Raw genomic sequence first — 19,998 nt, forward strand, 5'->3', positions numbered from 1 at the left:
AGATTGTGCACCACATTTTCTTGTATTTTGTTGGCGCCTATCACACGGGGAGCCTCGACCGATGTCAAGCGCATTGGATACGCATCCTTCGGACCCACGCGCCCCCTGGAGCACGCCAACGCCTGCAACTCGGGGTTAGCTGGAAAGCTGCGCTTCGATGAATGCCGTGACAAAGCGCGGCATCGCGGCGTTGAGATCGCCTGTTCCCCGCACCAGATGGATCGCCGCAAGCTCGGGCGATAGCTGCAAGGCCAGATTGGCTTCAATCCGGGCTCGCAGCACCTCGCCCGGCAAATCGACGCGCAGGATCCTGATCATCGCAACGGCGGGGCCGGTGGAAACGCAATGCCAATGCGCCTCGCTGCGATATTCGGCCGCGGTCAGCCCGGTTTCCTCCTCGAGTTCGCGCGCGACGCTGCCCGCAATATCGACCGCACTGCCGCTGATATCGTCGAGATCGGGGGTGCCGGACGGGAAATAGATGCGCCCCGCGTTCGAGGTATGCTGGCCCATTTCGCCCAGCGCAAACGCGCCGTCGCTGGAAAGCAGCGCCCCCATCCCGAAGCCGTTGAAGACGTCCTTGTCCGGAAAACCCCAGTCGCGCCACGCCAGAAAACTGGCGAAATCGGTCTCGAAATAGCTGGCCGTGAAGCGGTCGCCGGCGAAAACAGGATTGCGGCCGAGCAGAACGCGGCCGTTCCAGAGCTTCGGCTTTTCGCGCTGCTGAGCCGCGAAATGCGCATCGATATCCGCGCGCCGCGCCGCGGCGAACGGCCACGACCATGGCTGCACGGGCAGATCAAGCGACGTGACGCGATGAATGACCGGAGCCGTCATGCCATTCATCGCTGCACGTTACTTCGCATTCAACCCCGTCGTCTTCTTGAGTTGATCGACGTATTTGTTGGTCCAGGTCTTGGTCACATCGATATTGGCCTTGGCGACCTCCGGCGAGCTTTCGCTGAACACCGCGAGCACGGCGTCGGCGCCCTTCGGATCCATCTTGCCGGTCTCCGAATACATCGGGATCGTGTTCTTCAGCGCCGCGAGATACTGCTCCTTGTTCTTGCCGACCATTTCCTGCGGCATCTTCGCCATGATCTCTTCCGGCGAATGCGAATGAATCCAGGCGAGCGTATTGACGATCGCCGATGTCAGCGCCTGCACCTCTTTCTCGTGCGCGCCGACCCAGGCGGCGGTCGAGTAGAGCGCGCCGCCTGGATATTCGCCGCCGAACACCGCAAGCGTATCCTTTTGCGTGCGGGTGTCGCTCAGGATCTTCAGGTCGGGATGACTGGCCTGCAGCACCGTGACCGCGGGGTCCAGCATCACCGCCGCATCGATCTGGCCCTGCTCCATCGCCGCCACCGCGGTTGCGCCGAGGCCAACGCCGATGACGGCGGCGCTGGCCGGATCGAGGCCGTTTCTCTTCAAGAGGTATTTCAGGAAGAAATCGGTCGACGAGCCCGGCGCGCTGACGCCGACCTTCTTGCCGGCCAGATCCTTGATCGATTTGATTTCGCCGGTGTGCGAGGGCGACACCACCAGCACCAGCCCGGGATAGCGGTCATAGACCACGAACGACACCAGTTCCTGTTTCTTGGCCGCCAGGTTGACGCAATGGTCGAAATAGCCGGAGACCACGTCGGCGCTGCCGCCGAGCACCGCCTTCAGCGCGTCCGAGCCGCCCTTGAGGTCGACCAGGTCGACGGCGAGCCCCGCGTGTTCGAATTCGCCGAGCTGCTTGGCCAGCACCGTCGGCAGATAGCACAGGCAGGCCCCGCCACCGACCGCGACCGTGATCTTGCTTTGCGCTGCGGCAAAGCCCGACGTCAGCGCCAGCGCCAACAGCGCTCCGGCCAGCCGGCCAAACATCTTCCTCATGGGAATCCTCCATTCCAGTTGGCGGCAAGATAGAGCAGCGCGCACGCCTTGAGAAGGCGACTTTGGTGCCAAGGTGCGACCGCAAAAACCGGGGTTTATTCCGGGCCGCGCGCATGATCTTTCGCCGGGCCATGCAGGCTCACGCGCTGGTCAACGCTGGTTTCGCGGCATACCATTGCATCACAAAAAACTGGGAGGACTATCCATGAATCGCATCGCCACCACGCTTTCGATCGCCGCGGCCTTTGCCGCCGGCTGCGGCGTCACGCACCTGCTGCGCCCGGCGCTGGCCGCCGAGAGCATCACGGCGCAGGTCATTCATACCGGCGAGTTGGAAGGAGACGCGCTTGCACCCCCCAATGCCGGCGGATTGCGCTCAAAAATGTTCGTCTCCGCCGATGGCGCTACCGTCTCGGTCCAGGACGGCAACGTGCCCAAGCACCTGCATCCGATCGCCAACGAGATGCAGTACATCCTCGAAGGCACCGGCACGATCTGGCTCGGCGACAAGGAAGTGAGGGTAAAGCCGGGCGATCTCGTCATTATCCCCCACGGCACTCCGCATGGCGGTACCAAGCCCGATAGCCGGCCATTCAAGGCGATCGCGATCAAGACGCCGCCGCAGACGCCGGATGATATCAAGATGCTGAACTGAGGGCGCGGCTTCGCGCCGTCATTCCGGGGCGCGCGAAGCGCGAACTCGGAATCTCGAGATTCTCAGGTGCGCAATTGCGCACCGTAGTTCGCGCTTCGCGCGCCCCGGAATGACAGGGAGAACCTACCCCCGCCCGTCCGCCGCGGTCGGGCGCCAGATCAGCAGCCGCCGCTCCACCAGCGTCACGCCCATGTCGATCAGGATGACGAAGGCGGACAGCACGAACATGCCGGCGAACACGCCGGCAACGTCGAACACGCCCTCGGCCTGCTGGATCAGATAACCGAGGCCTGCGGCGGAGCCGAGATATTCGCCGACCACCGCGCCGACCACGGCAAAGCCGACGGAAGTGTGCAGCGAGGAGAACATCCACGACAGCGCCGACGGCCAGTAGACATGCCGCATCAACTGCCGCTCGCTCATGCCGAGCATGCGGCCGTTGTCGAGCACCGTGGTCGAGACTTCCTTGACGCCCTGATAGACGTTGAAGAACACGATGAAGAACACCAGCGTGACGCCGAGCGCGACCTTGGACCAGATGCCCAAGCCCAGCCACAACGTGAAGATCGGCGCCAGCACCACGCGCGGCAGTGCGTTGACCATCTTCACATAGGGATCGAACACCGCAGCGACGCGAGGCTGGCGCGCGAACCAGAAGCCCACCATGACGCCGCCGAGCGAGCCGATCGCAAACGCCAGAATCGACTCCCACAGCGTGATGACGAGGTGCTTCCAGATCACGCCGCTCTGGAACCATGCGACGATCTGGCTGAAAACGTCGACCGGGTTGGAGAAGAAAAACGGCGGCAGCACCATGCGGCCGAACACCGGGACGGTGGCGAAGAACTGCCACAGCCCGAGCACGACGACGGCGACCAGCACTTGCAGGGCAAGAAGCGTCGAACGGGGCATCAGCCGGCCTCGGCCGCTTGCGATGATTGCGCATAACCCTTCATCACTTCGTCCTTCAGCACGCTCCAGATTTCCCGGTGCAATTCGTGGAAGTCCTTTTCCATCCGCACTTCCGAAATGTCGCGCGGGCGCGGCAGCGACACCCGCCAGTCGCCGATGATGCGCGCGCTTGGCCCTGCCGACATGATCACGACGCGGTCGGCCAGCGCAATCGCCTCTTCGAGATCGTGGGTGACGAACAGCACCGCCTTGCGGTCGGCGTTCCATAATTCCAGCAGCAAATTGCCCATGATCTGCCGGGTCTGTGCATCGAGCCGGCCCGAACGGCTCGTCCATCAAGAGGATCTTGGGATCGCGGATCAGGACCTGGGCGAGGCCGACGCGCTTGCGCTGGCCGCCCGAAAGCATATGCGGATAACGGTTGCCGAAGGCGCCGAGACCAACTGAAGTCAGCCAGCCCTGCGCGCGCTGCAGCGCCTGCTCGCGCGGCGCGCCCTTGATCTCGAGGCCGATGGCGACGTTGTCGATCGCGGTCTTCCAGGGGAACAGCGCATCGGCCTGGAACAGATAGCCGGCATCCCGGTTCAGGCCCGTCAGCGGCTGGCCGAAGATCCTGACCGACCCCGATGCCGGCTTGAGCAGCCCGGCGGCGACGTTGAGCAGCGTGGATTTCCCGCATCCGGTGGGCCCGACGATGGCGACGAACTCGCCATGCGCCACCGCAAGGTTGGCCTTTTCGACCGCGGTATAGACGCGCGCATCGGCCAGGCGAAACGCCACCGTCGCATCGTCAAGCGCGACCGCATTCGGCTGTGCCGGATCCACCACGTCCCCCCTCTCGAAGCGTTTGGAGATGCCTTAGCGGTTACAGACGGCAAGTTCAACGTGACGAGATGAAACGCGAGTTCTTGCCCTCCCCTGGAGGGGCCCTGGAGGGGAGGGTAAGCGCTGCGAGCAGCGGTCACTGCACCCGTCGTTACTGCGACAGCTTCACGAAATCAGGGAATTTGAGTTTCCCTTCGGCGACGGCCTTCGGCCACACCGTGACCTGCTTGCCATTCTGCCACTGGAACACGAGGCCAGTCACCGCACCGGGACCGGCCTTGATGCCGTGCGTGAATTCGTCGTCCTTACCGTAGAACTGGATGCGCCCGATGGTGCCTTCGAAATTGGTCTTCTCCAGCTCGGTGACCATTTTGTCGGGATCGGTCGAGCCGGCCCGCTGGATCGCCTCCGCGATGATGTAGACCTCGTCATAGGTGGTGTAGCCGGTGTAGGCCGGAGCCGTGCCGAACCTGGCCTTGAAGGCCTGCGCGAACGGCTTGGTCTTCGCGGTGACGGCAACGTCCGGCGTCGCGACCGCGAGCGAAGGAATACCTTCGGCGGCGGCGTTGGTGTCGTCCCAGAAGGTCGGGCTCAGCGCCTGCGCGCTGATGCCGAACATCGGGACCGGCACCTGCTGGTTTTTCCATTGCACCGTCGGCTGTACGCCGACATGCGAGATACCGGTCACGATCACATCCGGCTTCTTGCTCTCGATATTGTTGAAGATCGGCGTGAAGTCGGTGGTGTCGGGCGAGAAGCGCACGTGGTCGACCACCTTCAATCCGGCTTTCGGCAAGCAGGCCTCGTAACCGATATCGAGTGGCTTGGTCCAGGCCGCATCCTCACTCATGATCGCGACCGTCTTGAACTTGAGCTGGTCGACCAGCAGGTCCTTGGCGGCGTCACAGACGAGCTGGGCCTGGGCTGCCGACGTCAGATAACCATGAAAGGTGTATTTGTTCTTGTCGTAGTCGTTGTGGATCGCCCTGGTGATCTCGTTGGACGCAGCACCCGGCGTGATCAACGGCATTTTCAGCCGCGCAGCCCACGGCTCCAGCGCGAGCACGACCTCACTGATATAGCTGGCGATCACCGCCGAGACCTTGTCCTCGCTGACCGCGCGCTGGAAGGCGCGCACGGAATCGGCCGACGAGCTCTTGTTGTCGTAGCTGACGATCTCGATCTTGCGGCCGAGTACGCCGCCCTTGGTATTGATCTCGTCGGCGGCGATCTGCGCGCCGCCGGGGGTCGCGGCGCCCGCGATAGACTGCACTTCGGCGATGACGCCGATCTTGATGGGATCTCCGGACTGCGCGTGAGCCGGGGCAACGAGACAAAGGGCAAGAGCCGACGCTAGCGGGACGAGGCGGGCCGGACTCGAAATATCAAATGGTCGTCGCACGGTGTTCTCCCTTTCTTTGCTTGTTGTTTTAGTGCCGAGATTAAAGGTATCCGGCGCCGGCCTCCGCGGCGAAGCGACCGGGATCGCCTTCCCAGACGATCCGCGCGTGCTCGAGCACATAGACCCGGTCGGCATGCGGAAGCGCGAAGGTCACGTTCTGCTCGCCCAGCAAGACCGTGATCGAGGTGGTCTGGCGCAATCTTTCCAGCGCCTTTGACAGCAGTTCGAGAATGACCGGCGCGAGTCCCAGGGTGGGCTCGTCCAGGATCAGGATCTGCGGCTGCATCATCAGCGCGCGGCCGATCGCCAGCATCTGCTGTTCGCCGCCGGAAAGGGTCTGCGCCATCTGGCCCTGACGCTCCTTCAGGATCGGAAACAGCTCGAACAGCCAGCTGAGCTGGGTTGCCCTCGCCTCTTCGGTCAGATGGTGGCCGCCGAGATCGAGATTCTCGCGCACCGACATCTCGCCGAACAATTCGCGCGACTCCGGACACTGCACGAGACCACTGCGGGCGATCCGCGCCGGGCCGATGCCGCGCAGCTTTTCGCCGCCGCGAAGGATCTCACCGCTATAGGGTAGGAAACCCGAGATGGTATTGAACAGCGTGGTCTTGCCGGCGCCGTTGAGACCCACGATGGAGACGAACTCGCCTTCATGCACATGGATCGAGACGTTCTCCAGTGCCTGCGCCTTGCCGTAGAGCACGCTGACGTTCTCGACCTGCAACAGCGGCACCTTGTCCTTGAAGCTGGTTTCCGGGCGCGCATGGATTTCGAGGGCGCCGCCGAGATAGACCCGCCGCACGGTCTCGTTCCGCATCACCTCGTCGGCCTTGCCGGTGACGATTTCCTCGCCGAGATACATCGCCAGGACACGATCGACCAATGCGGCAACGCTCTTGACGTTGTGATCGACCAGCATCACCGCACGGCCTTCGTCGCGGAAGCTGCGGATCAATTCGGAGAACACGTCGACCTCACCGCGCGTCAGCCCGGCGAAGGGCTCATCGACCAGCACCACCTTCGGATCGCGTGCGATCGCCTTCGCAAGCTCAAGCCGGCGCAAATCGGCGAAGGGCAATGTCGGCGGTCGACGGTCCATGACGGCGCCGAGGCCGACGCGCTCCGCGATCCATTTGGCGCGCTCGTTCAGGGCCTTGTCGGGGAACAGCATGAACAGGCTGTCGGGTAATAGCGCGACCATGATGTTTTCGAGCACGGTCTGCCGGTTCAGCGGACGCGAATGCTGGAACACCATGCCAAAACCCTTGCGCGCGATCTTGTGCGCGGGAAGGCCGGCGACGTTCTCGCCCAGGAACACGACCTCGCCCGCGGTTGGACGCTCGATGCCCATCACGCTCTTCATCGCCGTCGATTTTCCCGAGCCGTTCGGCCCGATCAGGCCAAAAATCTCACCGGCACGCAGATCGAAGCTCAGATTCTTGACGGCGGTCAGCCCGCCGAACCGCTTGGTCAGGCCGCGGACCTCGAGAACGGGCGCGTTTGCGACAGTCTTGTCCATCACGAGTTCATCCATCAGGAGCGCGCCTCACGTGACAAGGCCGCTCCGAGGAAACCGCCGGGGAAGAACAGCACGACCAGCAGGGCCACGGCGGAGACGATGAACGTCGCCAGTTCGCCGGTCGGCCTCAGGAATTCGCCGGCCACGATCAGGAAGATGGCGCCAAGCGCCGCGCCCAGCACGGTGCGGCGGCCACCCAGCACCGCCGATACGATGACGTTCACACCAACCGCCACGTCGACCACGGTGCCGACCGACGCGGTGCCAAAGTAGAACACCAGCAGCGCCCCGGAGAGCCCCGAGAAGAAGGCGCTGACGATGAAGGCCGCCAGCTTGTGCTTGACGATGTTGAAGCCGAGCGCGCCGGCCTGGACCGGGTCCTGCCCGCTCGCCTGCAGCACGAGTCCGACCGGCGATTGCGAAAGCCCGTACAGGATCGCGGCGCTGATGGTCATGAATCCGAGCGCGATCCAGTAATTGGCGCCGGCATTGATGGTGATGACGTCGGGGATCGTCAAGCCGATCTCGCCGCCGGTAAGATCGGCGAACACCACGATGAAATTCTGCAACATCAAGACCGCGACCAGCGTCGTCAGCCCGAAATACGGGCCGCGCACCCGCAGCGCCGGGAGCGCCAACACGAGGCCTGCGATCACCGAGGCCAGCGCGCCGAGCACGATGCACAGATAGACCGACCATCCATACTGATTGTTGAGGATGCCTGCGGTGTAGGCGCCGACCCCGATCAGGAAGGTCGGCCCGAAATTCACTTCGCCGGCGAACCCGAACAGCAGGTCCCAGGCCATCGCGAACACGCCGAAATAGAAGGCGACCGTCAAGAGGCCAAGGATGTAACCGGAAACGTAGAGCGGCAACGTGGCGGCGACGATCACGGTCACGAGCGAGATGAAGAACAGGCGCGACTTGAAGAACCCGGCCATCGTCAACGCCTCCCCAGCAGGCCTTGAGGCCGGATATACATCACGATCACCAGCAGCAGCAGCGCCGGAATGGTGCGATAGGCGGGCGAGACGAGATAGGCCGTCAGCGTCTCGAGATACCCGACGACGAAGGCGGCGATCAGGGAACCGGAGACGCTGCCGAGCCCGCCGAGCACGACGATGGAGAATGCGCTGGCTGTAAGCGGGCCCACGCTGTAGGAGCTCACGCCGAGGAACATGCCGAGCAGCACGCCGGCGATCCCGGCAAGCACGCCGTAGATCGCCCACACCACGACATAGATGCGCGTGAGTTCGAGCCCCAGCAGCGTGACGCCACGCGGGTTCATCGACGCCGCCAGCACCGCCTTGCCGGTCCGGGTGCGGTTCACCAATAGCCAGAGCAGGCCGATGACGAAGCAGCAGACCACCGCGGTGAAGATCTCGTTCCTCGGCGTGCGCACGCCGAGCACATCGACGACGCCCTCGACGATCGGAAGCACGGTCTTGGCATTGTTGGTGAAGAAATAGGCGATCAGTTCCTGGATCATGATCCCCCACAGCAACGTGCCGGTGAGGACGAAGATTTCCTTCTCCTCGTTGGGGATGAGCCGCGAATTCTGCATCGGGCCGCACGACCGCGAAGTAGGTCGCGAACGCGGCGACAAGCGCGACCGCGACCCCGATCAGCGCGCCGAAATAGGGGTTCACATGCAGCACGCTGGCGGCGGCCCAAGCCGCCACCGCTGCCGCCACCATGATGGCGCCGTGGGAGAGATTGAGCACGCCCGAAACGCCGAAGATGAGCGTAAAGCCGGTCGCGCCTAGCGCATACAACGCACTGATGGCAAAGCCATCGATCAGAATCTGGAACGCAAGCATTTATGAATGGCCAGGGCGGCCCGGCCGCCTGTTGGAAAGGAAGGGTGCGGCATATGAATCAGCTCCCGGCAGGGCCCGGGAGCTGATGTATGCGAGACTTAGTTCGTCGCCTTGACGAAGCTGGGGAATTTCAGCTCGCTCTTGGCGATTTCCTTGGGCCAGACCGACACCTGCTTGCCATCCTGCCATTGCAGCATCAACCCGGTGATCAGGCCCTTGCCGTATTTGATCGAATGGGTGAACGGATCGTCCTTGCCGTAGAACTGGACGCGGCCGATGGTGCCTTCCCAATCGGTCTTTTCGAGCGCATCGACCAGTTTGTCGGCATCCGTCGACCCCGCCCGCTTCACGGCATCGGCGATGTAATAGACCTCGTCATACGAGGTATAACCGGCGTAGGACGGATAGTTGCCGTACTTCTTCCTGAAGGCTTCGGCGAACGGGACCGACTTCGGGGTTACCGCGACGTTCGGACCGGACACGCCCTGATAGAGCACGCCTTCCGCCGCCTCGTTGGTATCCTTGCCGAAGGTTTCGTTGGTCGCCTGCGAACTGATGCCGAACATCGCGATCGGCACCTGCTGGTTCTTCCACTGCACCGTGGGCTGCACGCCGACATGAGAAATGCCGGTGATGATCACATCGGGCTTGGAGCCCTCGATCTTGTTGAAGATCGGCGTGAAATCGGTGGTATCGGGCGAGAACCGGATGTGGTCCAGCACCTTCAACCCGATCTTGGGCAGGCATTCCTCATATCCGACGTCGAGCGGCTTGGTCCAGGCGGCGTCCTCGCTCATGATGACCGCGGTCTTCATGTGTTTCTGATCGACCAGCAGATCCTTGGCGGCGTCGCAGACCGACATCGCCAGCGCGGCCGAGGTGAGATAGCCGTGAAAGGTGTATTTGTTCTTCTCGTAATCGGCGTGAACGCTCTTGCTGATTTCGTTCGAGGCCGCACCTGGCGTCACGAACGGCGTTTTCAGGCGTGAGGCCCAGGGCTCGAGCGCGAGCACGACCTCGCTGATATAGCTGGAGATAACGGCATTGACCTTGTCCTCGTTGACGGCGCGCTGGAAGGCACGCACCGAATCCGCCGAAGAGCTGTGGTTGTCGTAGCTGACAATTTCGATCTTGCGTCCGTCGACGCCGCCTTTCGCATTGATCTCGTCGGCGGCCAACTGCGCCGCCTGCGGGATCGAGGCGCCGGCAATGGCCTGGGCTTCCGCGATCACCCCGATCTTGATTGGGTCCGCGGCCAGGGCGCCGCTGGATGCCGTCGCCAACAGGCCCAGGGCAGTCGCACCGAGGAACCCTTGCAATGTCCAAAATGGGAGGCGGAATGTTCTTATCATATTGTTCTCTCCACTTTATTAGGCCTCTTAATGAGCTGTTCGGCGCGAACTATAGCGGCGACTGCAAGCGCAGCAAGCCATACTCCGCCGCAGATCGCATCACGATGGCGAAACTGGAACTAAAGTATAGCAGCGGGGTGGAACCCGCGGATTTCCAGCCAAAGCACGTCCGCTTCCCGGAATAAAAGCCACTGCGCGGCTCACGACCTGCCCGCTTTTTCGGCTATCACTATGCCCGTTGGGAATGCCACGGGGGTGAGATCAGACGAATGCCAGCATCGCCGCTGATCGCTTACACGCATGTCGGCAAGACTTTTGACGGCGGCCGGGGTGCTGCGCGCGTGGTGGCGGTCGACGACGTCTCGCTCGACGTCGCCGAGGGCGAGTTTTTGGCCATCGTCGGCGGCTCCGGCTCGGGCAAGACCACGCTGCTGCGGCTGGCCAACCGGCTGATCGAGGCCGACGGAGGCAGCATCACGGTCGAAGGTGAGGATATCAGCGGCGTCGACCCGATCGGCCTGCGGCGGCGCATCGGCTATGTGTTCCAGAGCGGCGGACTGTTTCCGCATATCAGCGTCGCCGGCAATATTGGGGTCACGCCAAAACTGCTCGGCTGGCCCGCGGCGGAGATTGCCGCGCGGGTGGATGAACTGCTCGATCTGGTGCGGCTCGACCGCGCGCAATACCGCGACCGGCTGCCGCATGAATTGTCCGGCGGCCAGCGCCAGCGCGTCGGCGTAGCGCGCGCGCTCGCGGCAAAACCGCGTATCGTGCTGATGGACGAGCCGTTCGGCGCGCTCGACCCCTTAACCCGCGATGCGCTCGGCGACGATTTTCGCGATCTCCATCGCAAGCTTGGCCTGACCACTGTCATGATCACCCACGACATGACCGAAGCCATATTGCTGGCCGACCGCGTTGCCGTGATGCGCGGCGGAAAACTGCTGGCGCAGGGCACGCCGGCCGAACTCACGGGCAGCGGCGATGCCTATGTCGGCGAATTGCTGCGCACGCCGCGGCGGCAGGCCGAGCGGCTCGGGGCCTTGTTGCCGCGGGATGGCGCGGCATGAACCTGTTCTCCGATCCGCGCTGGAATGAGGCACTGGCGCATCTGCCGGATTATCTCGGCAATCATGTCCGCGTCAGCGTCACCGCGCTGGCGCTTGGGCTCGCGGTCAGCCTGCCATTGGCGATCATCGCGCGTAACCGGCCGGTGCTGCGCGGCGCGCTGCTCGGGCTTGCCAGCATCGTGCAGACGGTGCCGGGGCTGGCGCTGCTGGCGCTGTTCTATCCGCTGCTGCTGGCGCTCGCGGCGCTGTCGCTGTCGTGGTTCGGAGCCGGATTCTCCGCCTTCGGATTCCTGCCGGCCGTGCTGGCGCTGGCGCTCTATTCGATGCTGCCGGTGCTGCGCAACACCATCACCGGCCTGCAGGGCGTCGACGCCGCGATCCTGGAAGCGGCGCAAGGCGTCGGCATGACGCCGCAGCAATCCCTGTTCACGGTCGAACTGCCGCTGGCGCTGCCGGTCATGATGGCGGGGATCCGCACCGCGGCGGTCTGGGTGATCGGCACCGCGACGCTGTCGACGCCGATCGGCCAGACCAGCCTCGGCAATTACATTTTTGCCGGGCTGCAGACCCAGAACTGGGTGTTCGTGCTGTTCGGCTGCCTCGCCGCCGCGGTGCTGGCGCTCGCGGTCGATCAATTGCTGGCGCTGATCGAAAACGGCTTGCGCAACCGCAGCCGCATTCGCGCGGCGATTGGCGGCGTCGGCATCGCGGCATTGGTCGCGGCCACGCTGGTGCCCACGATGTCGCGTTCGGCATCGAATTACGTTGTCGGCGCCAAGACCTTTACCGAGCAATATGTGCTGTCGGCGCTGATCGCGCAGCGGCTGCAGGCGGCCGGGCTCTCTGCCACCTCGCGCGAAGGCCTCGGCTCCAACGTCATCTTCGATGCGCTGGCATCGGGCGATATCGACGTCTATGTCGATTATTCCGGCACGCTGTGGGCCAACCAGTTCCATCACAGCGATATCAAGCCGCGCGACGTGCTGCTGGCTGAATTGAAGGCGACCCTGGCGCAGCAGCACATCACGCTGTTGGGCGAACTCGGCTTTGAAAATGCCTATGCGTTGGTGATGCCGCGCCGGCGCGCCGAACAATTGGGCATTCGCAGCATCGCCGATCTGGCGTCGCGGGCGTCGTCGATGTCGATCGCGGCCGACTATGAATTCTTCTCGCGTCCGGAATGGGCCGGCATCAAGCAGGCCTACGGCCTGCCGTTCCGCACCCAGCGGCAGATGCAGCCGGACTTCATGTACGCCGCCGTCGCCTCCGGCGAAGTCGACGTGATCGCGGGCTACACCAGCGACGGGCTGATTGCCAAATACGATCTGGTGGTGCTCGACGATCCCAGACACGCGATTCCGCCCTACGACGCCATCGTGCTGCTCGCGCCGAAGCGCGCTTCCGATTCGGTGCTGCGCGAGGCGCTGCAGCCGCTGCTCGGCAGGATCGACATTGCCGCGATGCGCGAGGCCAATCTGCGCGCCGCCGGCGGCGACGGCGCGTCCTCGCCGGATGCGGTGGCGCGCTGGCTGTGGGATAAGATCGGGAAACGCTAGCGCGACACCGGATGCTGGATTTTTGGGAGCAAGGAATTGCCGATGATGTTTTTCTATCGCGCCGCCGCCCGCCTCATTCTGGCGCTTGCCTTGTTCGCCCCCGCGGCCTCGCCACCGGCCAATGCCGCCGGTTACCCCGACCGCTCCGTGCGTATCGTCGTGCCGTTCGGGCCCGGCGGCATTGCCGACACCACCGCGCGCATCGTTGCGGAAAAGCTCGGCGACAAACTCGGGCAGCGTTTCTACGTCGAGAACCAGCCCGGCGCCGGCGGCATCGCCGCGGCCCGAACCGTGATCTCGTCGCCGCCCGACGGCTACACCCTGGCGCTGCTCTCCAACGGCACCGCGATCAGCGTCTCCCTGTTCAAGAAATTGCCGTTCGATCCGCTGAAGGACTTTGCGCCGGTTTCCAGCCTGGGGTTCTTCGATTTCATCTTCGCGACGGGATCCGGCTCGGAATTCAAAACCCTTGGCGACTTCATCGTTGCGGCAAAGGCAAAACCCGGCGCGCTCAATGTCGGGACCATCAATATCGGCAGCACCCAGAACCTGTCGGCCGAATTGTTCAAGACGCTGGCCGGGATCGATTTCACCATCATTCCGTTTCGGGGCACGCCCGAGGTGATGGTATCGCAGCTGCAGGGCGACATCGCGCTGATGATCGACGGCTATTCTTCGATCAAGGGCAATCTGGCCGACGGGAAATTGCGGGCGCTGGCGTCATCGGGTCTGGTGCGATCGGAAAGCACGCCCGAACTCGCCACCGTGCGCGAAAGCGGGGTTACCGGTTACGACGTGGTGTCCTGGAATGCGCTGTTTGCCCCGGCCGGCACGCCGCCGGAGATCGTGAACGCGCTCAACGCCGCGTTGCAGGCTATACTCGCCGACGCCGAGGTGAAAAAGCGGCTGCTCGAACTCGGCATCGAGGCCAAGGCCAGTACGCCGCAGGAGATTTCGGCCCGGTTGCAGTCCGACATCGACAAGTGGCAGAAGGTGATCGAGAAGGCCGGAATTCAAAAGCAGTAACCGCGTCGCCCTTCACCGGGCAACCGAACCGAGCATGGAGATCGTTTGGAATGACCGCGACATCGACCGAACCCAGGCATTGGAATATCGGCCTCGTCGGCTATGGCGAAGTGGGCCGGATTCTCGCCGAGGATTTGCGCAAGCAGGACGTCAAGATCGCCGCCTACGATATCAAGCTGCGCAGCGACCAGGCCGGCGGCGCGTTGCGCGATCACGCCGCCACGCATGGGGTTGCGCTGACGACGTCGCATGCCGATCTCGCTGCGCAATCCGACTTCATCGTTTCCGCCGTCACCGCGAGCCAGGCCGTCCCGGTCGCGGAAGCCTGCGCGGGCGCGGTGAAACAGGGCGCCTGGTTCCTCGACTTCAATTCGGCCTCGCCCGGCGCCAAGCAGCGCGCGGCTGATCTGATCGACGGCAAGGGCGGCCGCTATGTCGAGGGCGCCGTGATGACGTCGATCCCGCCCTACCGCATCAAGGTGCCGTTGCTGCTGGGTGGCGCCGGTGCGGCGACGCTGGCGCCACTACTGGTGGAGCTTGGCTTCGACGCCAAGGTGGCGAGCCAGGAACTGGGCGTCGCCTCGGCGGTGAAGATGTGCCGCAGCGTGATGATCAAGGGCATGGAGGCGATGGTGATCGAGGCCTTCACCACCGCCCGTGCCTACGGCGTCGAGGACGCGGTGCTGGCCTCGATGAAGGAAACCTTTCCCGGCATCGATTGGGAGAAACAGGGCGCGTATTTCTTCCAGCGCGTGATCGAGCATGGCCGCCGCCGCAGCGAGGAGGTTCGCGAAGTCGCCGAGACCGTGCGCGAGGCCGGCCTGACGCCATGGTCGGCGCAAGGAACCGCCGAACGCCAGGCTTTTATCGCCGACCTCGCCGACGAAGGACTGTTCGGGGCGAAAGGCACGGAAGCCTTCGCTCGTAGCACGGACTGGCGCGTGGAAGCGGACCGGATACTTGGCGCGGTGAAAAAGGGCTGAGAACCGAAAGCGTCATTGCGAGGAGCGAAGCGACGAAGCAATCCATTCTTTCTTGGCGCTTCCAGATGGATTGCTTCGCGGAGCCTGTCATCGGGCGCGCATTCGCGCGACCCGGTGGCTCGCAATGACGAATACTACAGCCCCTTGATCATCCCGGCGTCGATCAGCAGCCGGTTGAAGCGCCTCGCCTCCGCGCCGTCCTTGCAGTCGTAGAACCTCCCCTGGCAGCGGAGCATGATGCTCTTCTGCTCCTCGAACGACGGATCGAGCGGAATCCCGGCGGCTTCCTGGATCACCAGCGGCAAATAGGCCGCGTCGATCGTGTCCATCACGGCCGGACTCTTCACCGGCTCGAAATTGACGGCATCGATGGCGTAATAGGTCCCGTAGTAGCGCGGGTCGTAATTCTCCAGCTTTTTGCCGACGCCGGCCTCGTCGAGGCCGGGGTCGAGCACATGCGGCGAGAATTCCGGCTGGTGATCGCCGTAGCGCACGATCAGGAACGGCTGTGCCGGAAACTTCTTCTTCAGCCCGGCGATAAAAGCCGAGAAATCGTTGGCGCTCATCGTCTGCCGGCGCAGATATTCGTCGACCACCGGCTCGTTGCCGGGCTTGCGCCAGGACGGCATCAGGTCGGGCCGGAATCGGGTTTCCCAGGGAAAATGATTGGCGGCGAGGTAGACGAAGGTGAACAGCGGCGTCCCCTGCGGCTGCTCGGCGATCAGCTTCAGAGCCTTGTCGTAGAAGAAGCTGTCCGGCTCGATGTCTTTGGCGTGGAGATCATGCGCGTCATAGAAATGCTGGATGCCGGTCGTGATCTGGAAGCTGCGCGCGCTCATGAAGGCGCCGAACGCCGGATAGAGCGACAGCGTGGTGTAGCCGCAGCGGCGCAGCGCCAGCGGCAATCCGCGCTCGACGCGGCCCGAAGCGATCCGGGTGACGAAATAGGCGAACCGGCCGAACGAGCGCGAGGAGAGGCCTGCGAGCACGTTATATTCGGTGAACCAGCTCGGCCCGCCATTGCTCTCGGCGAGGAACGTGCGCTCCTTGCCGTCGAACGATTGGAAATGGCTGCCATAGCCCGCGGGCACCTTGATGCCCTCGGCCTGACGGATGTCGAAGCTCGACTCGTCATGGATCATGATGATGTTCGGCCGCCGTCCCGCCGGATGGCAGGAGTCCACCAGCGGCACCTTGAGGCGCTCGGTGGCGACCGCATCCGATTCCATGAACCCGTATTTGATGAAGTCGGATACCGCGGTCACGCCGGAGCGGGAAAATTTCGACAAATAGCCGTCGTCGTAATAGCCACGCCAGGCCTCATCCGGCCAGGCCAAGGCGTATCCGACCAGGGCGGCAAGGCAGGCGAGGCAGCAGGCCAGCGCCGGCAACCGGCGGATGCGGAACGGATCGAGCCACCACAGCGCATACATCAAGGGGATGGTGACGAGGCCGGCCCCGATCACCGACCAGCGCAGATTGGGGAAGATTGTAAACAGGAAGGCCGCGGTATCGCGATCGATCACCATCAGGTCGACGAAGTTCGCGGTCATCTGCACCACGTCGTGCTTGAGCCGCGACAGCAGCACCAAAACCACCACCAGCGTCAGCGACAGCGCGCCGGACAGCGCCGGGCGCCGCAATAGCGCGATGAAGAAGAAGTTCAGGATCCCCCACGACAGCAAAAAGCCGGTGCGCGCGCCGAAATCGGTTTCGGTCTGCAGCATGATGGCGAGCGCGGCCAGATGGGGTGCTGCCACGGCCAACAGCCGCCAGACGCCGATCGCGGCGATGCCGCCGGCAAGGGCGGTAACGGAAGAGCCTTGATTCGGCGCGGGCGCCATGGGCGGGACGCAACATTACCCGGCGCAATACTAATGCCTTGGCTGGCGACGACCAGGAGACGCACGGCGCATCCGGAAGCTGCGTCGCGTCATGAAAATGTAGTGGAACCGTCATGAACAGGCAATGAATTTGCCGGTGGCAGCCAGGTTCTGGCGGTTCGCGCGGGGCTGGACCGCGCCACACCATCTCGGGCGGGGCCGTCCGGCCTCATCCGACCACCTGCTGGCAGTCCCAATTTCGAGGGTTTTGTCGGCGACCGGACAGACAGGCTTTTCAGATCGGCGCTAGTTTTGAGCCATGGCCGGGATGAGGAAACCCGATCCGGAACTACTGCCTATCCACCGTCCGCGCTGTCCCGACTGCCACACGCGGATGATAACGGCTGCCGTCACGGCTGGACCGGAAGGTTTCGAGCACCGCAGCTATCAATGCCCAGGCTGTGCTCACACCGAAACCAGGATCGAGGCTATCGATCCGCTCGAGGCCGACGCCGCGGGCTGGGTCGCCGCCGAGCCCGGACAGCCCGCAACCGCACCGGGCTCAATCCAGAACGCCGGGCCACCAATCCAGCCCAAATCGACGCATTGAAGCCGAAGAACTGAAGCGATGGCCCGACCGATCAAAAACCCGCGGCCCAAACTCGATCTGGAGACCGAGGCGCTGGCAGCCCTCGAACAAGCCCGCGCGCTGGCGCCTGGGCCTGAGCGGACCGAAGCGATGAAACGCGCCGGCGTTCTCAGGAATGCGGTGGACATGCAGGGGCTGTTGTTTGCGAAGCGGGGCAGACCGCCGAAGATGTGAATTGCGCTGGCGGCTGGCATCTACGCGGCCAGTTAACCCTGCGCGCGCTCCACGCCGCCTGCTCAACCCGTCCCGGCTACGAACAGGATCACGAGGAAGGCGCCGATCGCGATCATCGCGGTCAGCGCGCAGGCTATTGCAACGCGTATCATGATCTGGATCAGGCTGAGGTCTTGCTCAGAGCCGCGGCCGGACATTGGTCGTTAGCCGTTCAACAGTTTTCGATTTCAGCGGATCTGCGACCGTCCGGGTCTCGATGAGCTCGCATTTCGCGCATTCGAAGGTCCGCTCCTCCGACCCGTCAGGCAGGGGCGCGATACGCGCGAGCATCATCCGGGTTTGGCACCGGCGGCAACGCGGACGCTCGATCAAAGTAAGCATGCCTCACTGACCCAATCCAAACGCCGAGCCGCAGCAGAACTGTGCGCCAAATAGTTTGTTCGAAAGACTGCACCCGTCTGTCCGGTACCTGACACAAGCGGAAATAATTCCCTTGCTATGTCCGCTACCTGTCGTACCGTCCAGGAATTATCGGGTATCGCGCCAAGGCACCGCTCCCGCCTGTCATCAGGAGCGCATTTTATGAAGAACCTTTTGCTCAGCCTGCTCTCTGCGTCCGATCTGAAGCTTCTCGCACCGCATTTGAAGCCCGCATATTTCGAACAGCATCACGTGTTGTTCGAGGCGGACGAGCGAATCGGTTACGTCTACTTTCCGACCGGTGCCGTCGCATCGCTCGTCGTCACCCTTTCAACCGGAGAAATCATCGAAGCCGCGATGGTCGGCGTGGATGGCGTTTTAGGGGCTTCCGCGGCACTCGACGGAAAAATATCGCTGAGCCGCGGCATCGTTCAACTGGCCGGCGAAATCGCCGTCTGCGATATCGACGCGCTGAAATCCGTAGCCTTGCAGAGCCCCAAATTGTTTTCGCTGCTCATTCGACACGAGCAAACCGTGTATGCCCAGGCCCAGCAGTCGGCGGCGTGTTTCGCCACCCACCAGGTGGAGGCCAGGCTGTGCCGCTGGCTGCTTCGCGCACGGGATTTGTCGGAGAACGACAATCTGCCCTTCACGCAGGAATACCTCGCGGAGATGCTGGGGGTCAGAAGGACGAGCGTGACGGAAGTCGCGCATACGCTGCAGGAAGCGGGGTTGATCAAATATGCCCGCGGCAAAATTCAGATCGTGAACGCGGACGGTTTGAGGGCGAGCGCCTGCGAATGCTACGCTTCGGTCAAGGCGCACTACCAAAAGCTGATCGGACCCTTTCCAAGATAGGTTACCGCGCCGCCGCGCCGGGTCGATTGGCAATACCCTCAATGAACAGATCGCTTCGCGGTGATGGATCCCGTGGGTTTTGCCGCCGCGACGTCGCTTGCCTCCTACGTCTTCGGCGGCATCGGCTGCATCGTCATCATCGCGATGACCGCAACCTCGTTCGACCGCACCGCTGCGGCAATCGGCCCGCGAGCCTGGCGCAGGCTGCATCTCGCAGGCGGTTATTATCTGCTGTTTCAGCTCATGGTCTCGTTCGGCAAGCGGATTCCCGACATGCCGCCATATGCGCTGTTCCTGATCCCGCTGCTGGCGGTGTTCGCGCTGCGGATGATCCAGCATGGCGTCGGCGCGAACGCCGCATGCTGTCGGGGCGGGATAGCGCGGGCGTCAGTCGTCCCCGAGCAAATGGAACTTGCGGCCAAGCTGGTGGTGAATGGTGATGACCGCCCGGTCGACGTCACTGATCAGGCTATCTCCGAGGATGACATTCGGGATTTCCCAGTTGCGAGTTCCACGCCCATTCGGCAACGCGTGAAGATCGGTGATGACAGCGGTTTCGCATCCCGGCTGGTTGCGAAGCGCTTCGTTCGCGAGCTGGGTCAATTCCGCCTTGTTCCTGCCAATTGTCATGATCACTCCAGTCGAGCGGGAATGCGCGAGACTCCTGCGAAACCGGTGTTTCAGGCAGCTTTGGCTTTTTATTGGTGGCCGATATCTTCCAGTTCCTTGGCACGCGCTTGCGTCATGTTGCGCATGCATTCGCCGGCATCTAAGCGGGCGATGGTGCCCTCGCCCATGCCGTAATACAGGCAATTGGCGTCGCGGTACTGGATCCATAGCCGCTGCGCCGCGAGCAATTGCTCACGCTGCTGCGGCACCGCATCCTTCAAGGCTTGCTGGTAAGCGACCGTCATCCGCTTGTCCCATTGCGCCGTCTTCGCCTTGAGACACTCGACCATTTCGAAGGTGTTGCCGTCGCAGGATTTGTCGGGATCGCCCTGGTCGCCGGCATGGGCCGCCGACGCCAGCGCGACAATCGAGGCGATGACAATCAATCGTCCCGGCAT

General features: G+C 63.3%; 19 protein-coding genes and 2 pseudogenes. 8 read left to right on the forward strand and 13 right to left on the reverse strand.

Annotated elements, in window-relative coordinates; translation table 11 throughout:
• Positions 1-135 precede the first annotated feature (135 nt).
• Together V1289_RS09890 and V1289_RS09895 are read right to left on the reverse strand one after the other, a co-directional pair.
• Positions 136-837, reverse strand: coding sequence for an NUDIX hydrolase (locus V1289_RS09890; RefSeq protein ID WP_334396767.1), 702 nt, complete (start codon positions 835-837; stop codon positions 136-138).
• Between the two features lie 18 nt (positions 838-855).
• The gene (locus V1289_RS09895) at positions 856-1,884 is read right to left on the reverse strand and encodes an ABC transporter substrate-binding protein (protein WP_334396768.1); all 1,029 of its coding nucleotides are present in this window, start codon (positions 1,882-1,884) and stop codon (positions 856-858) included.
• Positions 1,885-2,089: 205 nt separating this feature from the next.
• Between V1289_RS09895 and V1289_RS09900 the strand changes: the two genes are divergently transcribed.
• Positions 2,090-2,539, forward strand: coding sequence for a cupin domain-containing protein (locus tag V1289_RS09900; RefSeq protein ID WP_309178817.1), 450 nt, complete (start codon positions 2,090-2,092; stop codon positions 2,537-2,539).
• A gap of 123 nt (positions 2,540-2,662) precedes the next feature.
• Here the strand turns inward: V1289_RS09900 and V1289_RS09905 are convergent, their stop codons facing one another.
• The 7 genes and pseudogenes from V1289_RS09905 to V1289_RS09935 all read right to left on the reverse strand — a co-directional run bounded on the left by V1289_RS09905 (position 2,663) and on the right by V1289_RS09935 (position 10,372).
• Entirely contained in the window at positions 2,663-3,451 is a 789-nt protein-coding gene (locus V1289_RS09905) for an ABC transporter permease (RefSeq protein ID WP_334396769.1), read from the reverse strand.
• Positions 3,451-4,276 (reverse strand): annotated as a pseudogene (locus tag V1289_RS09910) (ABC transporter ATP-binding protein). The gene V1289_RS09905 and the pseudogene V1289_RS09910 overlap by 1 nt, the downstream one beginning before the upstream one ends.
• A gap of 151 nt (positions 4,277-4,427) precedes the next feature.
• Positions 4,428-5,678, reverse strand: a complete 1,251-nt coding sequence (locus tag V1289_RS09915) for an ABC transporter substrate-binding protein (protein ID WP_334396770.1) — start codon at positions 5,676-5,678, stop codon at positions 4,428-4,430.
• Between the two features lie 40 nt (positions 5,679-5,718).
• Positions 5,719-7,215, reverse strand: coding sequence for an ATP-binding cassette domain-containing protein (locus tag V1289_RS09920; RefSeq protein WP_442895982.1), 1,497 nt, complete (start codon positions 7,213-7,215; stop codon positions 5,719-5,721).
• Positions 7,215-8,141, reverse strand: a complete 927-nt coding sequence (locus V1289_RS09925; RefSeq protein WP_334396771.1) for a branched-chain amino acid ABC transporter permease — start codon at positions 8,139-8,141, stop codon at positions 7,215-7,217. Before V1289_RS09925 ends, V1289_RS09920 begins: the two co-directional genes overlap by 1 nt.
• A 2-nt stretch (positions 8,142-8,143) precedes the next feature.
• Positions 8,144-9,020 (reverse strand): annotated as a pseudogene (locus V1289_RS09930) (branched-chain amino acid ABC transporter permease).
• Positions 9,021-9,118: 98 nt separating this feature from the next.
• Entirely contained in the window at positions 9,119-10,372 is a 1,254-nt protein-coding gene (locus V1289_RS09935; protein WP_334396772.1) for an ABC transporter substrate-binding protein, read from the reverse strand.
• Between the two features lie 269 nt (positions 10,373-10,641).
• Here V1289_RS09935 and V1289_RS09940 point away from each other — a divergent pair, with 269 nt between their 5' ends.
• Genes V1289_RS09940 through V1289_RS09955 form a run of 4 tightly spaced genes read left to right on the forward strand, consistent with a single transcriptional unit; the run spans position 10,642 to position 15,007 of the window.
• Positions 10,642-11,442, forward strand: a complete 801-nt coding sequence (locus V1289_RS09940) for an ATP-binding cassette domain-containing protein (protein ID WP_334396773.1) — start codon at positions 10,642-10,644, stop codon at positions 11,440-11,442.
• Complete coding sequence (locus V1289_RS09945) at positions 11,439-12,998, forward strand: glycine betaine ABC transporter substrate-binding protein (protein ID WP_334396774.1); 1,560 nt, start codon at positions 11,439-11,441, stop codon at positions 12,996-12,998. The genes V1289_RS09940 and V1289_RS09945 overlap by 4 nt, the downstream gene beginning before the upstream one ends.
• 42 nt (positions 12,999-13,040) lie before the next feature.
• Positions 13,041-14,024 carry a tripartite tricarboxylate transporter substrate binding protein gene (locus V1289_RS09950; protein ID WP_334396775.1) on the forward strand — a complete coding sequence of 328 codons (984 nt, stop codon included), beginning with the start codon at positions 13,041-13,043 and terminating at the stop codon, positions 14,022-14,024.
• Positions 14,025-14,074: 50 nt separating this feature from the next.
• Positions 14,075-15,007, forward strand: coding sequence for a DUF1932 domain-containing protein (locus V1289_RS09955; RefSeq protein WP_442895983.1), 933 nt, complete (start codon positions 14,075-14,077; stop codon positions 15,005-15,007).
• 134 nt (positions 15,008-15,141) lie between these two features.
• On the opposite strand, the gene V1289_RS09960 is transcribed toward V1289_RS09955, so the two are convergent.
• Positions 15,142-16,851: a sulfatase-like hydrolase/transferase gene (locus tag V1289_RS09960; RefSeq protein WP_334396777.1), complete on the reverse strand. Its 1,710-nt coding sequence runs from the start codon at positions 16,849-16,851 to the stop codon at positions 15,142-15,144.
• A gap of 307 nt (positions 16,852-17,158) precedes the next feature.
• Here V1289_RS09960 and V1289_RS09965 point away from each other — a divergent pair, with 307 nt between their 5' ends.
• Positions 17,159-17,440 carry a hypothetical protein gene (locus V1289_RS09965; protein WP_334396778.1) on the forward strand — a complete coding sequence of 94 codons (282 nt, stop codon included), beginning with the start codon at positions 17,159-17,161 and terminating at the stop codon, positions 17,438-17,440.
• Positions 17,441-17,458: 18 nt separating this feature from the next.
• The gene (locus V1289_RS09970) at positions 17,459-17,653 is read left to right on the forward strand and encodes a hypothetical protein (protein WP_334396779.1); all 195 of its coding nucleotides are present in this window, start codon (positions 17,459-17,461) and stop codon (positions 17,651-17,653) included.
• 62 nt (positions 17,654-17,715) lie between these two features.
• Here the strand turns inward: V1289_RS09970 and V1289_RS09975 are convergent, their stop codons facing one another.
• Entirely contained in the window at positions 17,716-17,850 is a 135-nt protein-coding gene (locus V1289_RS09975; RefSeq protein WP_334396780.1) for a hypothetical protein, read from the reverse strand.
• A gap of 475 nt (positions 17,851-18,325) precedes the next feature.
• Between V1289_RS09975 and V1289_RS09980 the strand changes: the two genes are divergently transcribed.
• Entirely contained in the window at positions 18,326-18,931 is a 606-nt protein-coding gene (locus V1289_RS09980) for a Crp/Fnr family transcriptional regulator (RefSeq protein WP_334407379.1), read from the forward strand.
• A 387-nt stretch (positions 18,932-19,318) separates the two neighbouring features.
• On the opposite strand, the gene V1289_RS09985 is transcribed toward V1289_RS09980, so the two are convergent.
• On the reverse strand, positions 19,319-19,534 hold the full coding sequence (locus V1289_RS09985) for a hypothetical protein (protein ID WP_334396781.1): 216 nt from the start codon (positions 19,532-19,534) through the stop codon (positions 19,319-19,321).
• Positions 19,535-19,629: 95 nt separating this feature from the next.
• Positions 19,630-19,998: a lysozyme inhibitor LprI family protein gene (locus V1289_RS09990; RefSeq protein ID WP_334396782.1), complete on the reverse strand. Its 369-nt coding sequence runs from the start codon at positions 19,996-19,998 to the stop codon at positions 19,630-19,632.

The organism is Bradyrhizobium sp. AZCC 2289, from assembly GCF_036924615.1.
Taxonomy (GTDB): Bacteria; Pseudomonadota; Alphaproteobacteria; order Rhizobiales; family Xanthobacteraceae; genus Bradyrhizobium.

Bases quoted from the DNA above. Each gene is read 5' to 3' on its own strand.
- V1289_RS09890 (WP_334396767.1), bottom strand. From the start codon at position 837: ATGACGGCTCCGGTCATTCATCGCGTCACGTCGCTTGATCTGCCCGTG.
- V1289_RS09895 (WP_334396768.1), bottom strand. From the start codon at position 1,884: ATGAGGAAGATGTTTGGCCGGCTGGCCGGAGCGCTGTTGGCGCTGGCG.
- V1289_RS09900 (WP_309178817.1), top strand. From the start codon at position 2,090: ATGAATCGCATCGCCACCACGCTTTCGATCGCCGCGGCCTTTGCCGCC.
- V1289_RS09905 (WP_334396769.1), bottom strand. From the start codon at position 3,451: ATGCCCCGTTCGACGCTTCTTGCCCTGCAAGTGCTGGTCGCCGTCGTC.
- V1289_RS09920 (WP_442895982.1), bottom strand. From the start codon at position 7,215: ATGGATGAACTCGTGATGGACAAGACTGTCGCAAACGCGCCCGTTCTC.
- V1289_RS09925 (WP_334396771.1), bottom strand. From the start codon at position 8,141: ATGGCCGGGTTCTTCAAGTCGCGCCTGTTCTTCATCTCGCTCGTGACC.
- V1289_RS09935 (WP_334396772.1), bottom strand. From the start codon at position 10,372: ATGATAAGAACATTCCGCCTCCCATTTTGGACATTGCAAGGGTTCCTC.
- V1289_RS09940 (WP_334396773.1), top strand. From the start codon at position 10,642: ATGCCAGCATCGCCGCTGATCGCTTACACGCATGTCGGCAAGACTTTT.
- V1289_RS09945 (WP_334396774.1), top strand. From the start codon at position 11,439: ATGAACCTGTTCTCCGATCCGCGCTGGAATGAGGCACTGGCGCATCTG.
- V1289_RS09950 (WP_334396775.1), top strand. From the start codon at position 13,041: ATGATGTTTTTCTATCGCGCCGCCGCCCGCCTCATTCTGGCGCTTGCC.
- V1289_RS09955 (WP_442895983.1), top strand. From the start codon at position 14,075: ATGACCGCGACATCGACCGAACCCAGGCATTGGAATATCGGCCTCGTC.
- V1289_RS09960 (WP_334396777.1), bottom strand. From the start codon at position 16,851: ATGGCGCCCGCGCCGAATCAAGGCTCTTCCGTTACCGCCCTTGCCGGC.
- V1289_RS09965 (WP_334396778.1), top strand. From the start codon at position 17,159: ATGAGGAAACCCGATCCGGAACTACTGCCTATCCACCGTCCGCGCTGT.
- V1289_RS09970 (WP_334396779.1), top strand. From the start codon at position 17,459: ATGGCCCGACCGATCAAAAACCCGCGGCCCAAACTCGATCTGGAGACC.
- V1289_RS09975 (WP_334396780.1), bottom strand. From the start codon at position 17,850: ATGTCCGGCCGCGGCTCTGAGCAAGACCTCAGCCTGATCCAGATCATG.
- V1289_RS09990 (WP_334396782.1), bottom strand. From the start codon at position 19,998: ATGCCGGGACGATTGATTGTCATCGCCTCGATTGTCGCGCTGGCGTCG.